The organism is Lutibacter sp., assembly GCF_041562875.1.
Lineage (GTDB): Bacteria > Bacteroidota > Bacteroidia > Flavobacteriales > Flavobacteriaceae > Lutibacter.
In genome coordinates, this window is sequence record NZ_JBFFOE010000048.1 from 1 (window position 1) to 21,478 (window position 21,478).

General features: G+C 29.8%; 22 protein-coding genes. 13 read left to right on the top strand and 9 right to left on the bottom strand.

The window, feature by feature from the left end; all coding sequences use genetic code 11:
• Window positions 1–353: 353 nt before the first annotated feature.
• Genes ABY863_RS08290 through ABY863_RS08300 form a run of 3 tightly spaced genes read right to left on the bottom strand, consistent with a single transcriptional unit; the run spans window position 354 to window position 3,955 of the window.
• Window positions 354–2,192 (bottom strand): GNAT family N-acyltransferase, encoded by a 1,839-nt coding sequence (locus tag ABY863_RS08290; protein ID WP_372793796.1) that lies wholly within the window; start codon window positions 2,190–2,192, stop codon window positions 354–356.
• A 37-nt stretch (window positions 2,193–2,229) separates the two neighbouring features.
• The gene (locus ABY863_RS08295; RefSeq protein WP_372793797.1) at window positions 2,230–3,477 is read right to left on the bottom strand and encodes an aspartate kinase; all 1,248 of its coding nucleotides are present in this window, start codon (window positions 3,475–3,477) and stop codon (window positions 2,230–2,232) included.
• A gap of 1 nt (window position 3,478) precedes the next feature.
• Window positions 3,479–3,955: an N-acetyltransferase family protein gene (locus tag ABY863_RS08300; RefSeq protein WP_372793798.1), complete on the bottom strand. Its 477-nt coding sequence runs from the start codon at window positions 3,953–3,955 to the stop codon at window positions 3,479–3,481.
• A gap of 121 nt (window positions 3,956–4,076) precedes the next feature.
• Here ABY863_RS08300 and fbp point away from each other — a divergent pair, with 121 nt between their 5' ends.
• Both fbp and ABY863_RS08310 read left to right on the top strand, forming a co-directional pair.
• Window positions 4,077–5,114 carry a class 1 fructose-bisphosphatase gene (gene fbp, locus ABY863_RS08305; protein WP_372793799.1) on the top strand — a complete coding sequence of 346 codons (1,038 nt, stop codon included), beginning with the start codon at window positions 4,077–4,079 and terminating at the stop codon, window positions 5,112–5,114.
• A 133-nt stretch (window positions 5,115–5,247) separates the two neighbouring features.
• Window positions 5,248–5,856 carry a superoxide dismutase gene (locus ABY863_RS08310; RefSeq protein WP_372793800.1) on the top strand — a complete coding sequence of 203 codons (609 nt, stop codon included), beginning with the start codon at window positions 5,248–5,250 and terminating at the stop codon, window positions 5,854–5,856.
• A gap of 69 nt (window positions 5,857–5,925) precedes the next feature.
• On the opposite strand, the gene mtgA is transcribed toward ABY863_RS08310, so the two are convergent.
• Together mtgA and ABY863_RS08320 are read right to left on the bottom strand one after the other, a co-directional pair.
• Window positions 5,926–6,618: a monofunctional biosynthetic peptidoglycan transglycosylase gene (gene mtgA / locus ABY863_RS08315; protein ID WP_372793801.1), complete on the bottom strand. Its 693-nt coding sequence runs from the start codon at window positions 6,616–6,618 to the stop codon at window positions 5,926–5,928.
• A gap of 350 nt (window positions 6,619–6,968) precedes the next feature.
• A complete protein-coding gene (locus ABY863_RS08320) occupies window positions 6,969–7,406 on the bottom strand; it encodes a KTSC domain-containing protein (RefSeq protein WP_372793802.1) in 438 nt (145 codons plus the stop codon).
• 234 nt (window positions 7,407–7,640) lie between these two features.
• On the opposite strand from ABY863_RS08320, the gene ABY863_RS08325 reads away from it, so the two are divergent.
• The gene (locus tag ABY863_RS08325) at window positions 7,641–8,561 is read left to right on the top strand and encodes a DMT family transporter (protein ID WP_372793803.1); all 921 of its coding nucleotides are present in this window, start codon (window positions 7,641–7,643) and stop codon (window positions 8,559–8,561) included.
• Between the two features lie 15 nt (window positions 8,562–8,576).
• On the opposite strand, the gene ABY863_RS08330 is transcribed toward ABY863_RS08325, so the two are convergent.
• Genes ABY863_RS08330 through ABY863_RS08340 form a run of 3 tightly spaced genes read right to left on the bottom strand, consistent with a single transcriptional unit; the run spans window position 8,577 to window position 13,703 of the window.
• Complete coding sequence (locus ABY863_RS08330) at window positions 8,577–10,778, bottom strand: radical SAM protein (protein WP_372793804.1); 2,202 nt, start codon at window positions 10,776–10,778, stop codon at window positions 8,577–8,579.
• A gap of 36 nt (window positions 10,779–10,814) precedes the next feature.
• Window positions 10,815–12,716 carry an amidophosphoribosyltransferase gene (locus ABY863_RS08335; protein WP_372793805.1) on the bottom strand — a complete coding sequence of 634 codons (1,902 nt, stop codon included), beginning with the start codon at window positions 12,714–12,716 and terminating at the stop codon, window positions 10,815–10,817.
• Window positions 12,717–12,776: 60 nt separating this feature from the next.
• Entirely contained in the window at window positions 12,777–13,703 is a 927-nt protein-coding gene (locus ABY863_RS08340) for a PfkB family carbohydrate kinase (protein ID WP_372793806.1), read from the bottom strand.
• 99 nt (window positions 13,704–13,802) lie between these two features.
• On the opposite strand from ABY863_RS08340, the gene ABY863_RS08345 reads away from it, so the two are divergent.
• From ABY863_RS08345 to ABY863_RS08360, 4 genes are all read left to right on the top strand, one after another.
• Complete coding sequence (locus ABY863_RS08345; protein ID WP_372793807.1) at window positions 13,803–14,225, top strand: SufE family protein; 423 nt, start codon at window positions 13,803–13,805, stop codon at window positions 14,223–14,225.
• Window positions 14,226–14,276: 51 nt separating this feature from the next.
• A complete protein-coding gene (locus tag ABY863_RS08350) occupies window positions 14,277–14,597 on the top strand; it encodes an iron-sulfur cluster assembly protein (protein ID WP_372793808.1) in 321 nt (106 codons plus the stop codon).
• Window positions 14,598–14,609: 12 nt separating this feature from the next.
• A complete protein-coding gene (locus tag ABY863_RS08355; protein WP_372793809.1) occupies window positions 14,610–15,113 on the top strand; it encodes a DUF2480 family protein in 504 nt (167 codons plus the stop codon).
• Window positions 15,114–15,218: 105 nt separating this feature from the next.
• On the top strand, window positions 15,219–16,091 hold the full coding sequence (locus tag ABY863_RS08360; RefSeq protein WP_372793810.1) for a DUF3078 domain-containing protein: 873 nt from the start codon (window positions 15,219–15,221) through the stop codon (window positions 16,089–16,091).
• Between the two features lie 46 nt (window positions 16,092–16,137).
• On the opposite strand, the gene rlmF is transcribed toward ABY863_RS08360, so the two are convergent.
• Window positions 16,138–17,061 (bottom strand): 23S rRNA (adenine(1618)-N(6))-methyltransferase RlmF, encoded by a 924-nt coding sequence (rlmF, locus tag ABY863_RS08365; RefSeq protein ID WP_372793811.1) that lies wholly within the window; start codon window positions 17,059–17,061, stop codon window positions 16,138–16,140.
• A gap of 125 nt (window positions 17,062–17,186) precedes the next feature.
• Between rlmF and ABY863_RS08370 the strand changes: the two genes are divergently transcribed.
• The 6 genes from ABY863_RS08370 to ABY863_RS08395 form a co-directional block, all read left to right on the top strand.
• The gene (locus ABY863_RS08370) at window positions 17,187–17,585 is read left to right on the top strand and encodes a hypothetical protein (RefSeq protein ID WP_372793812.1); all 399 of its coding nucleotides are present in this window, start codon (window positions 17,187–17,189) and stop codon (window positions 17,583–17,585) included.
• Window positions 17,586–17,587: 2 nt separating this feature from the next.
• Window positions 17,588–18,166 (top strand): TetR/AcrR family transcriptional regulator, encoded by a 579-nt coding sequence (locus ABY863_RS08375; protein WP_372793813.1) that lies wholly within the window; start codon window positions 17,588–17,590, stop codon window positions 18,164–18,166.
• A 3-nt stretch (window positions 18,167–18,169) separates the two neighbouring features.
• A complete protein-coding gene (locus ABY863_RS08380) occupies window positions 18,170–18,829 on the top strand; it encodes an NAD-dependent epimerase/dehydratase family protein (RefSeq protein WP_372793814.1) in 660 nt (219 codons plus the stop codon).
• A 32-nt stretch (window positions 18,830–18,861) separates the two neighbouring features.
• Window positions 18,862–19,494, top strand: coding sequence for a nitroreductase family protein (locus ABY863_RS08385; protein WP_372793815.1), 633 nt, complete (start codon window positions 18,862–18,864; stop codon window positions 19,492–19,494).
• A 51-nt stretch (window positions 19,495–19,545) separates the two neighbouring features.
• Window positions 19,546–20,541: an NADP-dependent oxidoreductase gene (locus tag ABY863_RS08390; RefSeq protein WP_372793816.1), complete on the top strand. Its 996-nt coding sequence runs from the start codon at window positions 19,546–19,548 to the stop codon at window positions 20,539–20,541.
• Window positions 20,542–20,564: 23 nt separating this feature from the next.
• On the top strand, window positions 20,565–21,478 hold a 914-nt coding region (locus ABY863_RS08395; protein WP_372793817.1), incomplete at its 3' end, for an iron-containing alcohol dehydrogenase.

The following is a 21,478-nucleotide window of genomic DNA, read 5'->3' on the forward strand; positions in this document are numbered from 1 at the left end:
TAAAAATAGCTTGGGTAAATACCCAAGCTATTTTTGTTTAATTTTAAATTTTATACATAAATAAAATAAGAGATCTTATTTATCTGCGAGTTTATTTAAATAAGTTGGCCAACTAATAAAATAAGTCGGGAAACTTATTTAAAAAGTCGGTCAACAAATTAAGTAAGTTGGGCAACAAATAAAATAAGTCGGCCAACTTATTTATGTAAGGTGTACTTTATTTAATAAGTGAAAAATGATAAAAGTAGAATTGTAAACATTCGCTTAGATTTAAAATAACAGATAAGTGTTGTGCCCCCTAAGTCGCAGGTTATAGACTAGCTTGTTTACAGATAGAAATTATTGTTGATATTTTAATTTAATGAAGATGGAGTTTCTTTAACTTCTTCTTCATTTTTTTCATTTTCAAGCCTGCTTTCTAATTCTGCCTGAAATTCTTCCATTACTGGTTTTACAGTGCTTTCAGGGATATCAGCTACTCTAATATACATTAAGCCATCAATAGCATTATTAAATTTTGGATCTACATTAAATGCGACTAAACGCGCATTTTGTTTTACATATTTTTTAATTAACACAGGAATACGTAATGCTCCAGGTTCAATTTCATCAATTATTTTATCAAATTTATTCATGTCAGCTTGCGTAGCATCAAAAACAAAATCTTTATCCGCATCCTTTAATTTCACTTTATATTCTTTTTTAGGATGAATATATTGAGCAATATATGGATCGTAATAATGAGATTTCATAAACTCAATCATTAATGATTTTGAAAAATTAGAAAACTGATTGCTAATACTTACACCCCCAATTAAGTATTTATACTCAGGATAGTGCAATGTTATATTTACGATCCCTTTCCAAAGTAAAAATAGAGGCATTGGTTTTTGTTGGTATTCTTTAATTATAAAAGCCCTCCCCATTTCAATTGAATTCTCCATCATAGCATATAACTCTGGCTCAAATTTAAATAGTGTTTGAACATAGAACCCCTCAATCCCATATTTTTTATAAATATTTTTCCCTAATCCCATTCTATAAGCACCAACTAATTTATTAGCTTCATTATCCCATAAAAATAAGTGGTGGTAATAAGTATCAAATTTATCTAAATCTATAGATTCATTAGTTCCTTCTCCTACTTCTCTAAAAGTAATTTCACGCAAACGACCAATTTCAAACATAATGTTTGGAATTCTTTTACTTGACGCAAAGAAAACTTCGTAATTTTTACTTTTAAGTAAACGGCCATCACCGTTCCTAAGCGTTTCAACTTCAAGAATCATTTTATCAATATTTTTTTGACGCACAATTTCTTTTGGTGGTTTTGTCAATTTTAACGAAGGAGCTGTTAATGTTTTTCGTTCTTTTTCAAATGGATTTGCTAACATATATGTTTTTCTACGAATAAAATCGCAAAATTCCTGTGTGTCAGTAAATTCTTCCTGATCTTTTACATATATAGGCTTCCCTATTCTAACTTTAATAATACGTCCTTTTTGTGATAACAATTCAGAAGGTAGTTTGGCGGTTCTTAATTTGCTATTTAATTTTGATAAAAGATAAAAGAATGGACTATTTTTTGCGTGAAAATAGATGGGTATAACGGGTACTTTTGCTTTTTGAATCAATTTAATAGCACCTTCTTCCCACGGTTTGTCTACAATTAATTTTCCGTCTTTATAGGTAGAAACTTCACCTGCGGGAAAAACGCCTAAAGGATTTCCTTCTTTAATATGTAATAAAGCACTTTTAATTCCTGCAATACTTGACTGAGAATCTTTCCTGTCTTCAAAAGGATTTACAGGCATAATAAAAGGTTGTATAGGCTTAATTCTATGCAGTAAAAAATTAGCAATAATTTTGTAGTCTGGCCTTTTCTCAATGAGTAACTTTAATAATAAAACGCCATCTATTCCTCCAAGCGGGTGGTTTGAAACAGTTATAAATGCACCTTCTTTTGGAATTCTTTTTAAGTCTTCTTCCGGTATTTCAAACTTAATTTGCAAATCATCTAACAATGCGGTAAAAAATTCTAACCCTTTTAAATGTTTGTGTTTATTGTAAATTTTATTTATAGCAGATATTCTAAGCACTTTCATAAGTATCCAACCTAAGAAAGTTCCCATAAATCCATATTTATCAAGGTTAATTACTTTTGCAATTTCTTTTGCAGTTACTAGGCTCATCCATTTAAATTATTGAGAGTTACAAAAATACATAAAATTATTGCATAACCACTTGTACAGTCCCTTTTGTTGCTTGTTTTAACAATACTTTTCCTTTTTGTTCAATTTCAGAAACTGCAATTTTATTTGCATGTCTGATGGTAAATAATGAAACATTTTCAACATAACTTATTTGGTATTTTAATTCTAAATCAATCAAAAACTGTTTAAAATTATTGAACTTATCTTCAATACATACTGAAAAACTTAATGCTGAATTTTGAATAAGATTTACTTTCAATTTATAATTATGTAAAATTTTAAATAATTCACTTAAATTATTTTCAACCATAAAAGAAAAATCTAGTGCTGATATAGAGACTAAAATTTGGTTTTGTTTTAATATGAAACAGGGGGTTTCTGGCACTAAATCATGACCTTTTCCTACGGTAGTTCCTTTATTTTCAATAGTATAAAAAGAGCGTACATATAAGGGTATATTTTTATTTTCAAGAGGTTTTAATGTTTTTGGATGTATTATAGAAGCGCCATAAAAAGCCATTTCAATAGCTTCATTATATGAAATTTGCTGAAGCAGTTGCGTAGTTGAAAAAAAACGAGGATCGGCATTTAATACACCTTCAACATCTTTCCAAATAGTTAAGCTTTTAGCATCTAAGCAATATGCGAAAATTGCAGCGGTATAATCAGACCCTTCACGTCCTAAAGTGGTAGTTTTTCCTTTAGAATTAGATCCTAAAAAACCTTGTGTTATATATAATTTATTTGGGTTTAAACTAGCAATTTTTTTTGAAGTTAGCACCCAATTAACTGAAGCATCTCTATAATTAGAATCTGTTTTTATATAATCTCTAACATCAATCCAGTTTGTTTCAATGTTATTTTCATTTAAAAAAGCACTAACAATTTTAGTGGAAAGTAATTCCCCAAAACCAACAATTTGGTCATAAATAAAATTATAATCGGCAGATTTATTTTGAATAAAAAATCCACTTAATTGACCGAAAAGCATTTCTATTTCAATAAAAATGGCATGATTTTTTTCTTCAAACAATTCATTTATAATTTTTGAGTGGTAGTTTCTAACAAATTCAATGTTCTCTTGTAAATCATCTTTTTTGTAGAAATATGAGTCTGCTATTTTTTCAATAGCGTTGGTCATCTTTCCCATTGCCGAAATCACAATAAGTGTATTTTTAAATCCTTCATGTTGTAAAACTCGAAGTACATTTTTCACACCTTCAGCATCTTTTACAGACGCTCCACCAAACTTAAAAATTTTCATTTTACTTGTTTAAATATTTTTTCATTTCATCCCAATGAATTTGGGCTGTATCCCAATCTCTTAAAACAGAAGCCCCAGTACTTTCATAAAACTTTATTGCAGGTGTATTCCAATCTAAAACTACCCATTCAATACGTTTTACACCTTTATTATAACCGTATTCAATCACTTTAGTGTATAAAGCACTTCCAATATTTAATCCTCTTTTACTTTTTGTAACAATTAAATCTTCTAAATGAATTGTAGCTCCTTTCCAAGTTGAGTAACGAGGATAAAATAATGCCATCCCAACAATTTCATTATTTTGTTCAGCTACAAAAGTTTTAAATAAAGGAGTTTCTCCAAAACCGTCCTTTTCTAAATCTTCTACAGTAACTATAACAGCATCGGGTTCATTTTCAAAATGAGCCAATTCTTTTATTAATTTTAAAACAGATGGCATATCTGATTTCTCTCCTTTTCTTATATTAAAACTCATTTCAAAAAATATTTTTGTTTTTGCTAAAGTAAAAATCTTTAATTTAAGAATTTGAAAAACAAGATGCTTTTTAAAAAATATTTTCTCGATATTTGTGCAAACAAACAACTCAATAACATTTATGCCAAACAAGAACCTTACTTTAGGAGAATTTATAATTGAAAATCAAAAACACTACAAATCAACTTCCGGGGAATTTAACAGATTAATTAGCTCAATTAAATTAGCTGCGAAGGTTGTTAATTATAAAGTAAATAAAGCTGGTTTGGTTGATATAACTGGGAATGCAGGCGAAACAAATATTCAAGGTGAAGATCAGCAAAAATTAGATGTTTATGCCAATGCCGTTTTTATGCAAACACTTATAAACAGAGAAATTGTTTGTGGAATAGCCAGTGAAGAAGAAGATGAATTTGTTACAATTAAAGGGAAACATGGAACAAATGAAAATAAATATATTGTTTTAATGGACCCTTTAGATGGGTCTTCAAATATTGATGTAAATGTCTCTGTTGGTACTATTTTTTCAATTTACAGACGCGTTACTCCAATAGGAACACCAGTTGAAACAATTGATTTTTTGCAAAGAGGAAATCAACAAGTAGCTGCAGGATATGTTGTTTATGGAACATCAACAATGTTGGTTTTAACATCTGGTCATGGTGTAAATGGCTTTACATTAAATCCAGCAATAGGAACGTTTTATTTGTCGCATCCAAATATGAGTTATCCTGAAATGGGTAAAATTTATTCTATCAATGAAGGAAATTATGTGCATTTTCCGCAAGGAGTAAAAGATTATTTAAAATATTGCCAAGAAGAAAAGGAAAACAGACCATATACATCACGTTATATAGGTTCTTTAGTGTCAGATTTTCATAGAAATATGATTAAAGGTGGTATTTATTTATATCCTACAAGTACTAAAAACCCACAAGGAAAATTACGTTTATTATATGAATGCAATCCAATGGCATTTTTAGCAGAGCAAGCTAACGGAAAAGCAAGTGATGGTTATATGCGTATTTTAGATATTAAACCTACTGAATTGCATCAGCGTGTACCTTTTTTCTGTGGAAGTAATACTATGGTTGATAAAGTTGAAGAATTTATGGCTAAATACCCTAAAGATGCAGATTATGCAATCATAGAGGATTGAGGAAATTATTTAGCATTTAAGCCATCATATAGGATATTCTAATATCACTATAAAAACATTCGATTTTTAAGATTTTTAAAAATGAGAATCGTTCATTACCTTTGAGTATAATTAATTTAAAAAAACTACAATTATGGCTTTTGAATTACCAAAATTACCGTACGCTTATGATGCGTTAGAACCACATATTGATGCAAGAACTATGGAAATTCACCACAGCAAGCACCATGCAGGATATACCAACAATTTAAATAATGCTATTGCTGGGACTGATTTAGAAGGAAAATCGATTGAAGATATTATTACAAAATTAGACATGAATAATGCCGCTGTTAGAAATAACGGTGGAGGATTTTACAATCATACAATGTTTTGGAATGTGATGAATCCAGAAGGAAAAGGCTATTTATCAGGAGAATTAAAAGATGCTATTGTAGCTGAATTTGGTTCAGTTGATGCTTTTAAAGATGCTTTCGCAAAAGCTGCAGCAACTCGTTTTGGTTCTGGTTGGGCTTGGCTATGTGTTCATAAAGGTGGAAAAGTAGAAATTTGCTCTACTCCAAATCAAGACAACCCATTAATGCCAGGAGTTAGTTGTGGTGGGTTTCCAATTCTAGCAATAGACGTTTGGGAGCATGCTTATTACTTACATTACCAAAACAGAAGACCAGATTATATTAATGCCTTTTTTAATGTAATTAATTGGAATTATGTTGAAAAATTATATTCAGAAAATAAATAAACTCTTTTACTACTACCTAAAATTAACATAATAAACCCGCTAATAGTGGGTTTTTTTTGTTAGTAGTAATTATTCAAACTTTAACGGGCCAAAATAATTCATTTGACGTAAAATCCAATTCTTTCTATTTTCAATATAAACAGAGGAACCTTTAGCTTTATATTTTCTGGGATTTGGTAAAATTGCTGCAATTGAAGCAGCTTCATAATTAGATAATTTGGCTGCTGGTTTTCTAAACCAATGTTGAGAAGCAGCTTCAGCACCATAAATACCATTTCCCATTTCAATACTATTTAAATACACTTCTAAAATGCGTTCTTTACTCCAAAAAACTTCAATTAAAAATGAAAAATACACTTCAAAACCTTTTCGAACATAGCTCCTTTGTGGCCATAAAAATACATTTTTGGCGGTCTGTTGTGTTATAGTGCTGCCTCCCTTGATTTTTTTTCCCTTTTTATTTTTTTCATAGGCTTTTTCTATAGCTTCCATATCAAAACCAAAATGTTCCATGAATTTTTGATCTTCACTAACAATTACAGCTTTGGCTAAATTATCAGAAATTTCAGCTATTGAAACCCATTTATGATTAAAAGCCGCTTTTTCACCTTTTGACCACTGCTCTATATTTCTAATCACCATGAGCGGTGTAAAAGGAACTGGAACCCATCGAAAAATAATAACTGATACTATAGATAGTAGAAAAAAAGCAAAAATACTTTTTACAATCCATTTCTTAAGTTTATGTAAAAAGACTTTCATATTTCTTTATTTAGTTTTATGATTCTATTAAAAATTACAACAAAAATATTCTTTTATTATTTGTCTTTTTTAAAAAAAGAATAAAAGTTTTTTTAGAAAAAATAGTTGATGGACTATAATTAGGAAATAAAGCTCTGCGCTTTTTAGTGCAGGGCTTTAGAATTGCATTGTTTTTTATTAAGGAATAAAAAAATTTAGTTTAGAAAAGAATCTTTCGCTGTTAGTAGGTTGAGCTATTATTTAGTTTGGGCTACAAAATTTTCTAAATCAGTCTACTTTTGCTGAAGATTTAAACTATCTAAAATTCCAAATCAGTTTGAATACATACAAACGGATTTGGAATTTAATAATTAGGCCGCTTTCTTAGATTTTCTGTAAAGAAATGAATTGTATAATTTTCTTTTGGCAAAATTAGATCTTTGACCGCTATTTACAAATTTGTTAAAAAGGTTTTGGTTCACACCAAAATATTCATAAGTGGTTCCACAAGCAAAAGTAATTTCTAAAAGCATACTTTTATGTTGAAAATTTTCAATTTTTGATTCAGAAGTAATGTTAGCATATTCTTCTAAGTTTGACTCTTTAGTTTCTGGAGCTATACTAACCAAAAAATGATAGCCATCAATAATTTTTGTACTTATGATTCCTGCCTCATTCTTTTTTTCTTCGTCCTGAAATTTATCGGGGTGCCATTCTTTTACCAACCCTCTGTAAGTAGTTTTCAGTTCTTTTAAATTAATTTCGCCTTCTATCTTAAATATTTTTTTGTACTCATTGATACGCTTCATATTTCTACTTTTCAAATTTCGTGCAAAAGTATTCATATTTTTTGAATTAAACCATTTTTTTTAAAATTCATTATAATTGCTGTTATTCAGGTTTTTACATAAAAATTATTTTAAATATTACACGTTTTTATTGTTGAATTAGTATTTATAACGCTACAAAATTCGTTGCTAATTTTTTAAAATTAGCACTTACTTTTATGTACTTTAGCGTTTCAAAAATTATGCAGGTTAATTATGTTTACATCCCATTTAGGTGAATTATTTGCTTTACTAACTGCTATTTTTTGGACTGCTACAAGTTTATCTTTTCAGCAAGCAACCAGAAGAGCAGGGTCATTGTCTGTTAATGTATTACGTTTATTGATTGCTTTTTTTATCTACGGCTTTATTTCTTATTTTTCAAGAGGGTTATTTTTACCCTTTGATGCTTCTACTCATCAATGGATTTGGATGTCAATTTCTGGGTTAATTGGATTTGTTTTTGGAGATTATTTTCTTTTTAAATCATATGAGTTAATTAGCGCAAGAATTTCTATGCTAATTATGTCATTAAGTGCTCCATTAGCTGCTTTTATAGGATGGTTTATATTAGGTGAAACTATGAATTTCATTTCAATACTAGCCATGTTTATTACCATTTTTGGAATTATGATGGTAATTACAGAAAAGAAGAAGCTAGATGATTTAAAAGCTGGTTTAAAAAATAAAAAAATTCAATTTTCTTTTTCACCTAAAGGAATGTTATTTGCATTTTTTGGATCTATCGGGCAAGCGTTAGGATTGGTTTTAAGTAAATATGGAATGAGAGATTACAACGTTTTTGCAGCAACTCAAATTAGAATTATTGCAGGCGCAATTGGATTTGTAATTTTAATTTCATTGATAAAAAGATGGCCTAAAGTTAAACAAGCTGTAACGGATTCCATCTCCATGAGATTTATAGTGATTGGCTCTATTTTTGGTCCTTTTTTAGGAGTTTACATGTCTTTATTAGCTGTAAAATATACAACTGTTGGTATTGCTTCAACCATTATGGCAATTATACCAGTTTTAATTATTCCTCCTGCAATTTTACTTTATAAAGAAAAAGTAACTGTAAAAGAAGTTGTTGGAGCTTTTATTGCACTTGGCGGAATTGTGTTATTTTTTATCTAATTAACTATAATTTATTTACAATACCAATAAACCGTTATCTCTCAAAACATGAATTGGTTTTGAATACCAAAACAACTCAAAATCTGCAAAATGATTTTCAAAATCTGATTTTAATTCAGAAAAAGTAAAAGAATATTTTTCTGTAACAGCTAATTTTTCTAAACTATTTAAAAGCCATTCTCCTTTTTCAGCTTCCAAAGAAATTTCAAAATTTCCATTGTTCTCATGGAAAATTAGTTGAAGCATGTGTTTACTTTTTCCTTTTTTAGATTTTGTAAACTCTGAAATTAAAGGGGTTCCACCTAACCAATATATTTTAGCAGAAGGTTTTGTACTAAAATCCTCTTCCTCTTCAAAACAAGAAATAATAAAATCATCTTTAACTGTTGTCTTCGGAATTTTAAATTCAAACCACTCTTGTAAAGGCAATTCAAAACCAATTCCGTTCATAAAATTATAGATAGATTTCTTTAACCCGAAACTAAATTTATCGTGATTAATTCCTGTTTTATCTTTAAAATCAATATCATTATTAGCAAAAGAAATGTTTTTATACTGAGGAATAATGCCATATTCCGAAGGATTTAAACCTATAGGACTATGTGTTGTAAGCGCAAATTGATGCCAAAAACCTGATTGAATACAACCTAATTCAAACAACTGTCTGACCATTTCTAGACTATCTACCGTTTCTTGAATTGTTTGGGTTGGAAAACCATACATTAAATAGGAATGCACCATTACACCAGCTTCTGTAAAATTACTGGTAACTTTTGCAACTTGTTCAACAGTTACACCTTTTTTTATTAATGCCAATAATCGGTCTGAAGCAACTTCTAATCCTCCAGAAACAGCAATACAACCTGATTTTTTTAATAACAAACAGAGGTCTTTTGTAAAGCTTTTTTCAAAACGAATATTTGTCCACCAAGTCACGGTTAAACTCCTTCTAATTATTTCAATTGCTAGTGCTCTCATTAGCGCAGGTGGCGCTGCCTCATCAACAAAATGAAAACCTGTTTCATTAGTTTGAGCAATCATTTGCTCCATTCTATCTACTAATAATGTTGCTGCAATTGGCTCATAATTCTTTATATAATCGAGAGAAATATCACAGAAAGTACATTTTCCCCAATAGCAACCATGTGCCATGGTAAGTTTATTCCAGCGTCCATCACTCCAAAGGCTATGCATTGGATTTGCAATTTCAATAACTGAAATATATTTATCAAGCAATAAATCAGAATAATCTGGAGTTCCTAAACTTGCTTGATTGTAATCTTTTTTTGAGGATAAATTATTGTAAACTAATTTGTTATCTTCCTTCAAAAAAGTTCTTTTAAACTGTTTAAAATCTGGATTAGTTGAAGTGGAATTTAATACGTTTGAAAGCAATAACTCTATAGGTAATTCTCCATCATCCAATGTAATATAATCGAAGAAATCAAAAACACGAACATCTGTTAAACTTCTTAATTCAGTATTTGGGAAACCACCGCCCATTGAAACCTTTATATCAGGATACTTCTCTTTTAGAAATTGAGCACAACGAAAAGCACTGTATAAATTCCCTGGGAATGGCACTGAAATACAAATTAATTTAGGCTGAATTTCTTGTAGTTTATCTTCTAAAATTTTTAAAGAAATGGTATCAATATATGAAGGTTCTTCTTGTAAACTTTCATACAATTCATTAAAACTATTGGCACTTTTCCCCAAGCGTTCAGCATATCTGCTGAATCCAAAATTTTCATCGATACATTCAACTATGAAATCGGATAAATCTTCCAAAAATAACGTAGCCAAATGTTTCGCTTTATCTTGAATTCCCATAGAACCAAAAACCCAATCTAAATCTTCTAATTGTTCAAATCTTGAAGCTCTAGGAAGAAAATTATCACTACAAATTTGACGAGCAAACGTTTGATTTTTTCCTTGTAAAAAAGTTAATACAGCATCAATCTTATTTAAATATTCCTCTTTTAATGAATAAATTCTTTGCGCATTATAAGAACTCAACTTTTCATTTTCAAAAGCGATATTAAATACTTCGTGAAGTCTTTTTTTAGAAAAAAGTTCTAAAATTACTTCAATACCTAAATCCATTTGAAATGAAGAAATCTTCTTAGTGTTTAAGAATCCTTTTAAATAAGCCGTAGCAGGATATGGCGTATTTAACTGTGTAAAAGGGGGTGTTATAAAAAGGATTTCTTTCACAATAGTTATATATGTTGAATTTTATTTTAGATAAATCTAATATGCTCTTGCATCACTGCCTTCATAAAAATTGATAAACGCATCATTTACAACTCGATTTCCTCCCGGAGTTGGATAATCTCCTGTGAAATACCAATCACCTAAATGATTTGGACATGCTTTGTGTAAGTTTTTAACGGATTGATATATAATTTCAACTTCGGCATTTATATCTTCTGTTTTTAACATTTCAGCAATTTTATCTGAAATTTGAGCATCTGTAAATGGAGCGTAAATTGCAGTTACTTTATTTGATATTTCAATATCCTCAAAGTGTCTTTGACTTAAACAATTGGCATAAACTTCTTCAACTATATGATATTGATTGGTGTCTTTTAGTAATTCTAACGTTGCTCTAAACGCTATAAAATCACCTAGTTTTGCCATATCAATACCATAACAATCTGGATAACGAATTTGTGGTGCTGAGGATACAATGATGATTTTTTTAGGATTTAATCTATCTAAAATTTTAATAATACTTTTCTTTAAAGTTGTTCCTCTTACAATACTATCGTCAATAATTACTAAATTATCAGTTGGCTTAACAATGCCGTACGTAACATCATATAAATGAGCTACTAAATCGTCTCTACTACTATCATCAGCAATAAAAGTTCGCAACTTTGCATCTTTAATGGCTAGCTTTTCAATTCGTGGTCTTTCAGATAAAATTTCTTTTACTTTTTCAACAGATAAACTTCGTTGACCATTAAGTATTAATTCTGCTTTTTGCTGATTTAAAAAGTCTTCTGCAGCTTCACGCATTCCATAAAAAGAAGTTTCAGCAGTGTTTGGAATAAAAGAAAAAACGGTATTTGGAATGTCATTATTTATTTTTTCTAATATTTGAGGAAATACAAATTTCCCTAAATTTTTACGTTCTGTGTAAATATCAGCATCACTACCTCTTGAAAAATAAATACGTTCAAAAGAGCAAGATTTTTGTGGTAATTGAGGTAAAATTTTATCTAAAGTAATTTTTCCATTGCGTTTAATAATTAATGCATGACCGCGCTCAATTTCCTGAACATCATCCATAGCTACATTAAAAACGGTTTGAATAACTGGACGTTCTGATGCTACAACAACCACTTCATCATCTTTATAATAAAATGCAGGTCTAATACCTGCCGGATCACGAAGTACAAAAGCATCTCCATGTCCCAATAAACCAGCCATTGCATAACCTCCATCCCAGTTTTTTGCTGATTTTTCAAGTATCTTTTTTAAATCTATACGTTCTTCAATTAATGGTGAAGCTTCTTTTTTACCAACGCCTTTTTCTTTTTTAATATTTACGTATAATTCGGCAACTTCTTTATCAATAAAGTGGCCAATTTTTTCCATTACTGTAACAGTATCGGTCATTTCTTTTGGATGCTGTCCTATCTCCACCAAATCGTTAAACAATCGTTTTGAATTGGTCATATTAAAATTTCCTGCAACTAGTAAACTTTTGTGCATCCAGTTGCTTTGACGTAAAAATGGGTGGACACTTTCAATACTATTTTTACCAAAAGTACCATAACGAACATGTCCTAAAAATAAATTCCCTAAATATGGCGCATTGTTATTTTGCCATTCAACATCATCTATTTTATCAGGAAATGCTTCGTTTAACTCATTTAAGCGTCCATTAATTTGAGCAAAAATATCTTGAATTGGTTGGTCTTCATTTGATCGGACACGGCTGATATATCTAGTCCCAGGAGCTACATTAAATTTAATACTTGCTAAACCTGCGCCGTCCTGACCACGATTGTGCTGCTTTTCCATTAACAAATACATTTTATTTAACCCATAAAATGCAGAACCATATTTATCTTTATAAAATTGTAAAGGTTTCAATAATCGAACCATTGCAATTCCACATTCATGTTTTAAAGCGTCGCTCATTTTTTAGTAGTATTAGTTGTAAAATTAAATAAAAAATTCCGCACGCTGGCGGAATTCATTTTAACTTAACTCAATATCAAATTGTGTTAATAGTTTAAACTGTAATAGTCTTTCTTGTATTTCATCTTGTGTTAAATTTTCCATTCGTTCTGTTCCAAATTTTTCTACACAAAAGGAAGCTAAGTTTGATCCTGAAATAACAGCTCTTTTCATATTTTCAAATGAAATATCTCCTGATTTTGCAATGTGGCCAATAAAACCACCAGCAAAAGTATCTCCGGCACCTGTTGGATCAAAAACTTCTTCTAATGGTAACGCTGGAGCAAAAAATACATCTCCATTATTAAATAATAAAGCACCGTGTTCTCCTTTTTTAATTACCACAAATTTAGGTCCCATTTTATGAATTTTTTGAGCGGCTCTAACTAAAGAATACTCACCTGAAAGTTGACGAGCTTCTTCGTCATTAATAGTAATTACATCAATTTTAGCAATAACTTCCATCAATTCATCCAATGTATTATCCATCCAAAAGTTCATAGTATCTAAAACCACTAATTTTGGTCGCACAGGAATTTGATTTATTACAGACATTTGAACTGCAGGGTGTAAATTTCCTAACATTAAAAAATCAGTCTCTATAAATTCTTGCGGTACTACTGGATTAAAATTAGCTAATACATTTAAATCTGTAATTAAAGTGTCACGTGTATTTAAATCGTTATGGTAAAGTCCTTTCCAAAAAAAAGTTTTTCCATCTTCAATTATTTCAATACCATTAGTATTTATATTTTTGGCATTTAATTTTTCTAAATATGATTTCGGAAAATCTCCACCAACTACTGAAACAATTCCTGAATTTACTCCAAATTGTGAAGCTGAAAGCGAAATATACGTTGCTGCTCCTCCTAAAATTTTATCCGTTTTACCAAACGGAGTTTCAATAGCATCAAAAGCAACCGTACCTACAACTAGTAATTTATTCATCTAATTTTAATTTCGGCGTATATTTTATTACGCATTATTTGTGTTTATATTTTTTTTAAACAATCCATGTGTTTAATTTTGCAAAAATAAGTTTAAAAAATGACTATCAAAGAAATACAAGAAGAAATTATAGATGAGTTTTCCATGTTTGAAGATTGGATGGAACGTTATGAATATATGATTGAGCTTGGGAAATCACTTCCACTTATTAATGAACAGTATAAATTAGAGGAAAATTTAATTGTTGGTTGCCAATCTAAAGTATGGTTACATTCTGAAATAGAAGGTGATAAACTTAAATTCACTGCAGATAGTGATGCTATTTTAACTAAAGGAATTGTTGCTATTTTATTACGTGTTTTTAACAACCAAAAACCAAAAGATATTTTAGATGCCGATCTTTATTTTATTGATGAAATAGGGTTAAAAGAGCACTTATCTCCAACGCGAGCAAATGGTTTAGTTTCTATGATTAAGCAAATTAAATTATACGCCTTAGCATTTCATTCTAAATTAAGTTAATTCATGTATATTTGCACTTATTTAGAATGAGTATAAACAAAGATTATAGTAATGAGTAGTGACCGCGTAGAAGAATTAGGCATTAAAATAGTGGAGGTTTTAAAATCTATTTATGACCCTGAAATTCCTGTAGACATATATGAGTTAGGTTTAATATACGATGTTATGGTTAGTGAAAATAACGACGTTAAAATATTAATGACCTTAACTTCACCAAATTGCCCAGTAGCTGAGACTTTACCGGTTGAGATTGAAGAGAAGGTTAAAACAATTGAAGAAGTAGTAAGCGCAGAAGTTGAAATTACTTTTGATCCAATATGGACACAAGATATGATGAGTGAAGAAGCAAAGTTAGAACTTGGATTCCTTTAAAAACATTCTTAAATGTCTAATGAAATTGTAAATAGAGTTGCCAATAGTCAACTAAAAACAATTGATCTTGAAGATTTTTATCCTCAAGGAACGAGAACTAGTATTGATATAAAAAACTGGCTGTTTCATGAACTTATATTAAAAGAAACGGAATTTCGTGAACACTTAAAAAATCATAATTGGGAGCAATACAATAATAAGTATGTTGCATTAACATGCTCTTGTGATGCTATTATTCCTTCTTGGGCATTTATGTTAATAACAACTTATTTATCTCCTTTTGCTAAAAAAATTGTGGTTGGAAATTTAACAGCTTTAGAAACTTCAATTTATCATGAAATTATTGCTAATTTTAATATTGAGGAGTTTATAAATAAGCCAATTATTATAAAAGGCTGTGCTCAAAAACCAATTCCTGAAACTGCTTACATCCAACTTATTGAAAAATTACAACCTGTAGCTAAATCCATCATGTTTGGTGAAGCTTGTTCTACAGTTCCTCTTTATAAAAAATAAATTTATTGTAATATTTATTAATTTAAAATGTGACCTTTTTATGTAAATTAGGTCTTATTTATATATTTTTGCACGCTTAAAAATTAAATTTAAATTAAAATAATTATGAAGAAAGTAATTTTACTAATAGTATTTGTGCTGATTAGCACATTAGCTTTTTCACAAGAAAAAGAAGAAGGGCCAAAAAATGGTTGGACTAAAACAGGAAATATTTCATTTTTATTCAATCAATCTGCTTTTTCAGATTGGGCTACAGGAGGTGAAAATAACATTGCTGGTAATTTAGGAATCAATTATGATTTCAATTACATCAACGAAAATATAACTTGGGATAACAAAATTTTAGCTTCTTACGGATTAACAAAAAGTAAAAACAGTGAATTTGAAAAGAAAACAGACGATCGTTTTGAATTTAACTCATTGGTAGGTAAAAAAGCAAAAGGGTTTTGGTATTACTCAGCATTTTTAAATTTTAAAACACAGTTTACAAAGGGTTACGTTTATGATAAAGACATTAACGGTAAAGAAGTTAGAGCTGAAAAAACAAATTTTATGTCTCCAGCTGAATTATCATTCGGTCCTGGAATGCTTTGGAAAAAGAATGATGATTTAAAATTTAATTTTGCGCCTGCTACCACTAAATTTATATTTGTTGATAATGCTTTTACCTTACCAAACAATGCTTATTTTGGTGTAGAAGAAGGGAAAAGCACCAAATTTGAATTTGGTTTTAGTGCTTCTGGTTTAGCCAAATTTAACATCATGGAAAATGTGTCTATGGAAAATGTTTTAACGCTATTTTCTGACTATTTAGAAGATGCACAAAATGTTGATATTGACTATACGATGAACATTGTTATGAAAATTAATAAATACTTGTCAACTAATTTCACATTCCAAACTGTTTATGATGATAATGCATTTGAAGGATTTCAAGTTAGAGAAGTTATTGGTGTTGGAATTAACTACGGTTTTTAATTTTTGATAAAGTAGGCTATAATTTTTAAATAAAAAAGGAATTACATTAAGGTTTAGTAATCCACTCCTTTTGTTCATCTTTATTTAAGAAAGTCCAGGCCACAATTCTTGTTACTTTATTACCTTGGTGCATTGGTATTGTTTTAATATCAGTTGCACCAAGTTTTTTTAAAGACGAATACATACTTTCTGCATTTTCCTTTTTTGAAACTAATGTGCTATACCAAAAGCAATTGGTTTTAAACATAGAACTTTCATATAAATAGGTATGAATAAACGCTTTTTCTCCACCTTTATACCATAATTCTTGTTGTTTCCCACTAAAATTTCTAGTTTTTACATCATCTCTGTTTCCTAATCCTTCTAATTTTCTAGCATTTGCTTGCATAGCATCTTCTTGAGATCTATAAAATGGTGGGTTACAAATGGTTGCAGAAAATTTATCCGATTCGCTTATGATACCTTTAAATATTTGGGTGGAATCAGTTTGCTGTTTTAGTTGAATAAATTCAATGAGGTTATTCTTTTTTAAAATAATTTGAGCTCTATCTAATGATTTTTTATCGATATCAGTTCCTATAAATTGCCAGTTATATTCAGCATTTCCTAAAAGAGGATATATACAATTTGCTCCAATTCCAATATCTAAAACTTTTACATTTTCATGAATTCCTGAAGCATTTAACAAATCAGCTAAATAATGTATATAATCTACACGTCCAGGAATTGGTGGACATAAATTATCATCTGGAAAATCCCAAAAAGTCAAATTATAATATTTAAATAATAAAGCTGTATTTATAGCTTTTACTGCTTTTGGATTTGCAAAATCTATGGTATCAGTACCATATTGATTCACAAAAACAAATTCTTTTAAATCTGGATACACTTCACATAAGTCATTAAAATTATAACCATTCTTATGTTTGTTATTTGAATGTAATTGTTCGCTATTTTTCCCTTTTGCCATCATACTTTTTATTATAGTGCAAAAGTACTCTTTTTAAGTTTTAACATAATTTTATATTCGCAAAAAGAATGAATGTTCATTTTGTGAATAATTTTTTTTATATTTGCACTCACAAAATAGTAGTTATGAAATTGAACTCTTTAAAAATTTGGAATATTTTAAAAATTGTAATTGCAGTATTTATGATATATGCAGGAGTACAACATTTTATAAAACCATCTTTTTTTATACCTTTTGTACCAGTATTCTTGCCTTTAAAAATAACAATAATCTATGTATCCGGTGCTGTTGAAGTTTTACTAGGTGTAATGTTACTACTAAAAAAGTATGCAAATTTTGGAGCCTTGGGAATATTCATATTATTAATACTCTTTTTACCAATTCACATTTGGGATGTGTTTTCTGAAACGCCCGCTATTGGAAGTAAACAAGCAGCTTTAATTAGACTACCTATTCAATTCCTATTAATTTTTATTATATGGAAAATAAAAAATTTGATGTCTCAAAATAAACAAACCGTATAATTATGGCAATAAGACAAAAATGTAATAAAAAGCGAAAAGATTTATTAAATGCAACGCTTTGCTTGGTTAACAACCAAGGTTTTCATGATGCGCCAATGAGTAAAATCGCAAAAATTGCTGGAGTTTCTCCTGCAACCATTTATATTTATTTTGAAAACAAACAAGACTTAATTAATAAATTATATTTAGAAGTTAAAGAAGCGTTTAGTACGCACGCATTTAAAGATGCACACGAAGATTTACCTGTTAAAAAAGGGTTTGAACTAATTTGGTATAACATTGCCGATTTTAAATTAAACCATGTGGAAGAAGCTACTTTTTTATCGCAATGTGACAACACACCGATGATTGATGAGGAAAGCAGACGTGAAGGATTAAAACATTTACAACCTTTATTAGATTTATGGGAACGCGGACAAAAAGAAAAAATTATTAAACCGCTGTCGCCTTATATTTTATATGCATATACCATTTACCCGCTAGCTTTTTTAACTCTAATACAGCAACGTAACTTTTGCCAGTTAGATTCAGAAATGCTTCAAGACTCTTTTCAAGCTGCTTGGGACAGCATAAAATTATAGGAGATGAAAAAAACAGCAATAATTTTAGGAGCTACAGGTTTAACTGGTTCAATTCTTTTACAAAAACTTATAAATGATGATCGTTATGAATCTATCAAATTATTTTCACGTAAAAAAATGGAAGGTTTACCTAATAAAGTGGAACAATTTATTGGAGATATTTTAGAACTAGAAAATTTTTTAGCAAATTTTAAAGCAAATGAAGTGTATTGTTGTATTGGTACAACGGCAAAAAAAACACCTAATAAAGAAACGTATAAACGTATCGATTTTGGAATTCCTGTAACAGCTGCAAAGCTTTCAAAACTAAACAATATACCAACATTTATGGTAGTTTCTGCAATGGGTGCAAATGCAAAAAGCAGTGTTTTTTATAATAAAACAAAAGGTGAAATGGAGCAAGAAGTTTTGCTTCAAAACATTCCAAATACCTATATTTTAAGACCTTCTATTATTGGCGGAAATAGAAAAGAAAGTAGACTCTTAGAAAAAATAGGCTTGATTATATTTAAAATAATTCAACCTCTTTTTATAGGGAAATTAAAACAATACAAAATTATTGTAGCGGAAGAAATTGCTCAAGCAATGCTGAATTTAGCAAACTCAAAAACTTCAAAAGAAAAAATTATTACTTCTGATAAAATCAGAGAAATTTCAAAATAAAAATAACTAAAAAATAAATTAAACTAAAAATTATGGAATTATTAGATAAATTAAATTGGAGATACGCTGCAAAAGCAATGAATGGTAAAAAAGTTTCAGAAGAAAAAATTGCAAACATTATTGAAGCGGCAAGATTGGCGCCAACATCAAGTGGATTACAACCTTTTGAAATAATTGTAGTTAAAAATCAAGCAGTTAAAGAAGCAATTAAGCCAGTCGCCTGGAATCAATCTGTTATTACAGACTGTTCACATTTATTGGTTTTTGCTGCTTGGGATACTTATACTGCAGAACGTATCAACAAAATGTTCGATTTAACAAATGAAATTCGCAACACAAAAAATGAAGGTTGGGAAAACTACCGTCAAATGTTGCTAAGCTCTTATCCACAAAAAGATGCTGAAGAAAATTTTAACCATGCTGCAAAACAAGCTTACATTGCATTTAGTGCTGCGATAATTGCTGCTGCTTATGAAGGTGTAGACACAACTCCAATTGAAGGTTTTGACCCTGCTGCAGTTGATAAAATTTTAGGACTAAGAGAAAAAGGGTTACGCAGTTGTGTGCTATTACCTGTTGGTTATAGAGATACTGATAGTGATTGGCTGGTAAACCTTAAAAAAGTAAGAAAAAGCACTGAAGATTTAGTAACGGTTATTGAATAAATAAAGGAAATATAAATGTTGAAATTATTCAACTTTTAAAAAATTACACTAATGAACAGAACAATTTTACTTGAGAAAAGACCAATTGGGAAACCTCAATTAGCTGACTTTAAATTTGTTTTAAATGAAGTAGAAAATATAACAGCGGGAGAATTGTTGTTAAAAACAACATATGTATCTGTTGATCCTTATTTAAGAGGAAGAATGAGTGATGCTAAATCATATGTGCCTTCATTTGAGTTACATAAACCAATTACATCAGGTATTGTTGCTGAAGTTATAGACTCAAAAAATACGGCATTTAAAAAAGGTGATTTTGTAGCTGGAATGTTAGAATGGAAAGAGTTTCAAAAATCTAATGGAGAAGGATTGTTAAAAGTAGATGCTTTAAAAGCGCCACTTTCAACTTATTTAGGTGTTTTAGGAATGACTGGCTTAACTGCATATTTAGGTTTAACAGAAATAGGAAAACCTAAAAAAGGAGAAACAATTGTAGTTTCTGGTGCTGCCGGTGCAGTAGGTAGTATTGTTGGGCAAATTGCTAAATTATTTGGATGTAAAGTTATTGGTATTGCTGGAACTGATGAAAAAGTAACCATGTTAAAATCGTCTCTTGGTTTTGACGAGGCTATTAATTACAACACAACCAAAAATATGGCTGCAGTCATTAAAGAAGCTGCTCCAAATGGTGTTGATATTTATTTTGATAATGTTGGAGGTCCAATTTCGGATGCTGTTTTATTCAATATCAACCAATTTGCACGCATTATTATTTGTGGAGCTATTTCAATTTACAACAATATCGAATTACCAAAAAGCGTGAGCGTTCAACCTTTTTTAGTAAGAAATAGTGCCTTAATGCAAGGATTTATAGTTTTTAATTATGCTGAAAAATACCCTGAAGCCATCAAACAATTATCTCAGTGGTTAACTGAAGGAAAACTAACATATACAGAAACGATTGCTGAAGGTTTTGATAACATTCCTCAAGCATTTTTAGACCTTTTTGAAGGTAAAAACAGCGGTAAAATGCTGGTTAAAATTTAAATAACATATTAAAATTCAAGATTATGAATAATTTTCAATATAAAAATCCTACAAAAATTTTATTTGGTAAAAACCAAATAGACAATATTACAAATGAGATTCCTAAAAACGCTAAAGTATTGCTACTTTATGGAGGTGGAAGCATCAAAACAAATGGAATTTACGATCAGGTAAAAAAAGGACTTTCAACATTTGAAGTTGTTGAATTTGGTGGTATTCCTGCCAACCCAGAATATGCTGTTTTAGTAGAAGCTCTAAAAGTAATTAAAGAAGAAAAAATTACTTTTTTATTAGCTGTTGGTGGAGGTTCTGTAATTGACGGAACTAAATTTTTGTCTGCTGCAGCATTGTATAAAGGTGAAGAACCTTGGAACATACTTAAAAACAACGAACGTACATTAGAAGGAATGCCTTTTGGAACAGTACTTACATTACCAGCTACAGGATCAGAAATGAACTCGGGAGCCGTAATTACTCGTAGAGAAACAAAAGAAAAGTTAGTGATGGGCGGTCCTGGATTATTTCCTATGTTTTCAATATTAGATCCTGAGGTTGTAAAGTCAATTCCACAGCGTCAAATTGCAAATGGTTTAGCCGATGCTTTTACACACGTTTTAGAACAATATATGACGTATTCAGTAGATGCAAAACTACAAGATCGTTTTGCTGAAAGCATACTGCAAACATTGGTTGAAGTTGCTCCTACTTTATTAAAAGATCCTACAAATTATAATGCAGCAGCTAATTTTATGTGGAGCTGCACTATGGCTTTAAATGGGTTAATTCAACAAGGTGTACCATCTGATTGGGCGATTCATATGATGGGCCATGAGCTAACTGCACTATTTGGTATAGATCACGCACGTACATTGGCAATTATTACTGAAAGTCATTACACCTATAATTTAGAAAGTAAAAAAGAAAAATTAGCTCAATA

Excerpts from the sequence above, each read along its gene's own strand:
- ABY863_RS08290 (WP_372793796.1), bottom strand. The coding sequence starts at position 2,192 with ATGAGCCTAGTAACTGCAAAAGAAATTGCAAAAGTAATTAACCTTGAT.
- ABY863_RS08295 (WP_372793797.1), bottom strand. The coding sequence starts at position 3,477 with ATGAAAATTTTTAAGTTTGGTGGAGCGTCTGTAAAAGATGCTGAAGGT.
- ABY863_RS08300 (WP_372793798.1), bottom strand. The coding sequence starts at position 3,955 with ATGAGTTTTAATATAAGAAAAGGAGAGAAATCAGATATGCCATCTGTT.
- fbp (WP_372793799.1), top strand. The coding sequence starts at position 4,077 with ATGCCAAACAAGAACCTTACTTTAGGAGAATTTATAATTGAAAATCAA.
- ABY863_RS08310 (WP_372793800.1), top strand. The coding sequence starts at position 5,248 with ATGGCTTTTGAATTACCAAAATTACCGTACGCTTATGATGCGTTAGAA.
- mtgA (WP_372793801.1), bottom strand. The coding sequence starts at position 6,618 with ATGAAAGTCTTTTTACATAAACTTAAGAAATGGATTGTAAAAAGTATT.
- ABY863_RS08320 (WP_372793802.1), bottom strand. The coding sequence starts at position 7,406 with ATGAAGCGTATCAATGAGTACAAAAAAATATTTAAGATAGAAGGCGAA.
- ABY863_RS08325 (WP_372793803.1), top strand. The coding sequence starts at position 7,641 with ATGTTTACATCCCATTTAGGTGAATTATTTGCTTTACTAACTGCTATT.
- ABY863_RS08335 (WP_372793805.1), bottom strand. The coding sequence starts at position 12,716 with ATGAGCGACGCTTTAAAACATGAATGTGGAATTGCAATGGTTCGATTA.
- ABY863_RS08340 (WP_372793806.1), bottom strand. The coding sequence starts at position 13,703 with ATGAATAAATTACTAGTTGTAGGTACGGTTGCTTTTGATGCTATTGAA.
- ABY863_RS08345 (WP_372793807.1), top strand. The coding sequence starts at position 13,803 with ATGACTATCAAAGAAATACAAGAAGAAATTATAGATGAGTTTTCCATG.
- ABY863_RS08350 (WP_372793808.1), top strand. The coding sequence starts at position 14,277 with ATGAGTAGTGACCGCGTAGAAGAATTAGGCATTAAAATAGTGGAGGTT.
- ABY863_RS08355 (WP_372793809.1), top strand. The coding sequence starts at position 14,610 with ATGTCTAATGAAATTGTAAATAGAGTTGCCAATAGTCAACTAAAAACA.
- ABY863_RS08360 (WP_372793810.1), top strand. The coding sequence starts at position 15,219 with ATGAAGAAAGTAATTTTACTAATAGTATTTGTGCTGATTAGCACATTA.
- rlmF (WP_372793811.1), bottom strand. The coding sequence starts at position 17,061 with ATGGCAAAAGGGAAAAATAGCGAACAATTACATTCAAATAACAAACAT.
- ABY863_RS08370 (WP_372793812.1), top strand. The coding sequence starts at position 17,187 with ATGAAATTGAACTCTTTAAAAATTTGGAATATTTTAAAAATTGTAATT.
- ABY863_RS08375 (WP_372793813.1), top strand. The coding sequence starts at position 17,588 with ATGGCAATAAGACAAAAATGTAATAAAAAGCGAAAAGATTTATTAAAT.
- ABY863_RS08380 (WP_372793814.1), top strand. The coding sequence starts at position 18,170 with ATGAAAAAAACAGCAATAATTTTAGGAGCTACAGGTTTAACTGGTTCA.
- ABY863_RS08385 (WP_372793815.1), top strand. The coding sequence starts at position 18,862 with ATGGAATTATTAGATAAATTAAATTGGAGATACGCTGCAAAAGCAATG.
- ABY863_RS08390 (WP_372793816.1), top strand. The coding sequence starts at position 19,546 with ATGAACAGAACAATTTTACTTGAGAAAAGACCAATTGGGAAACCTCAA.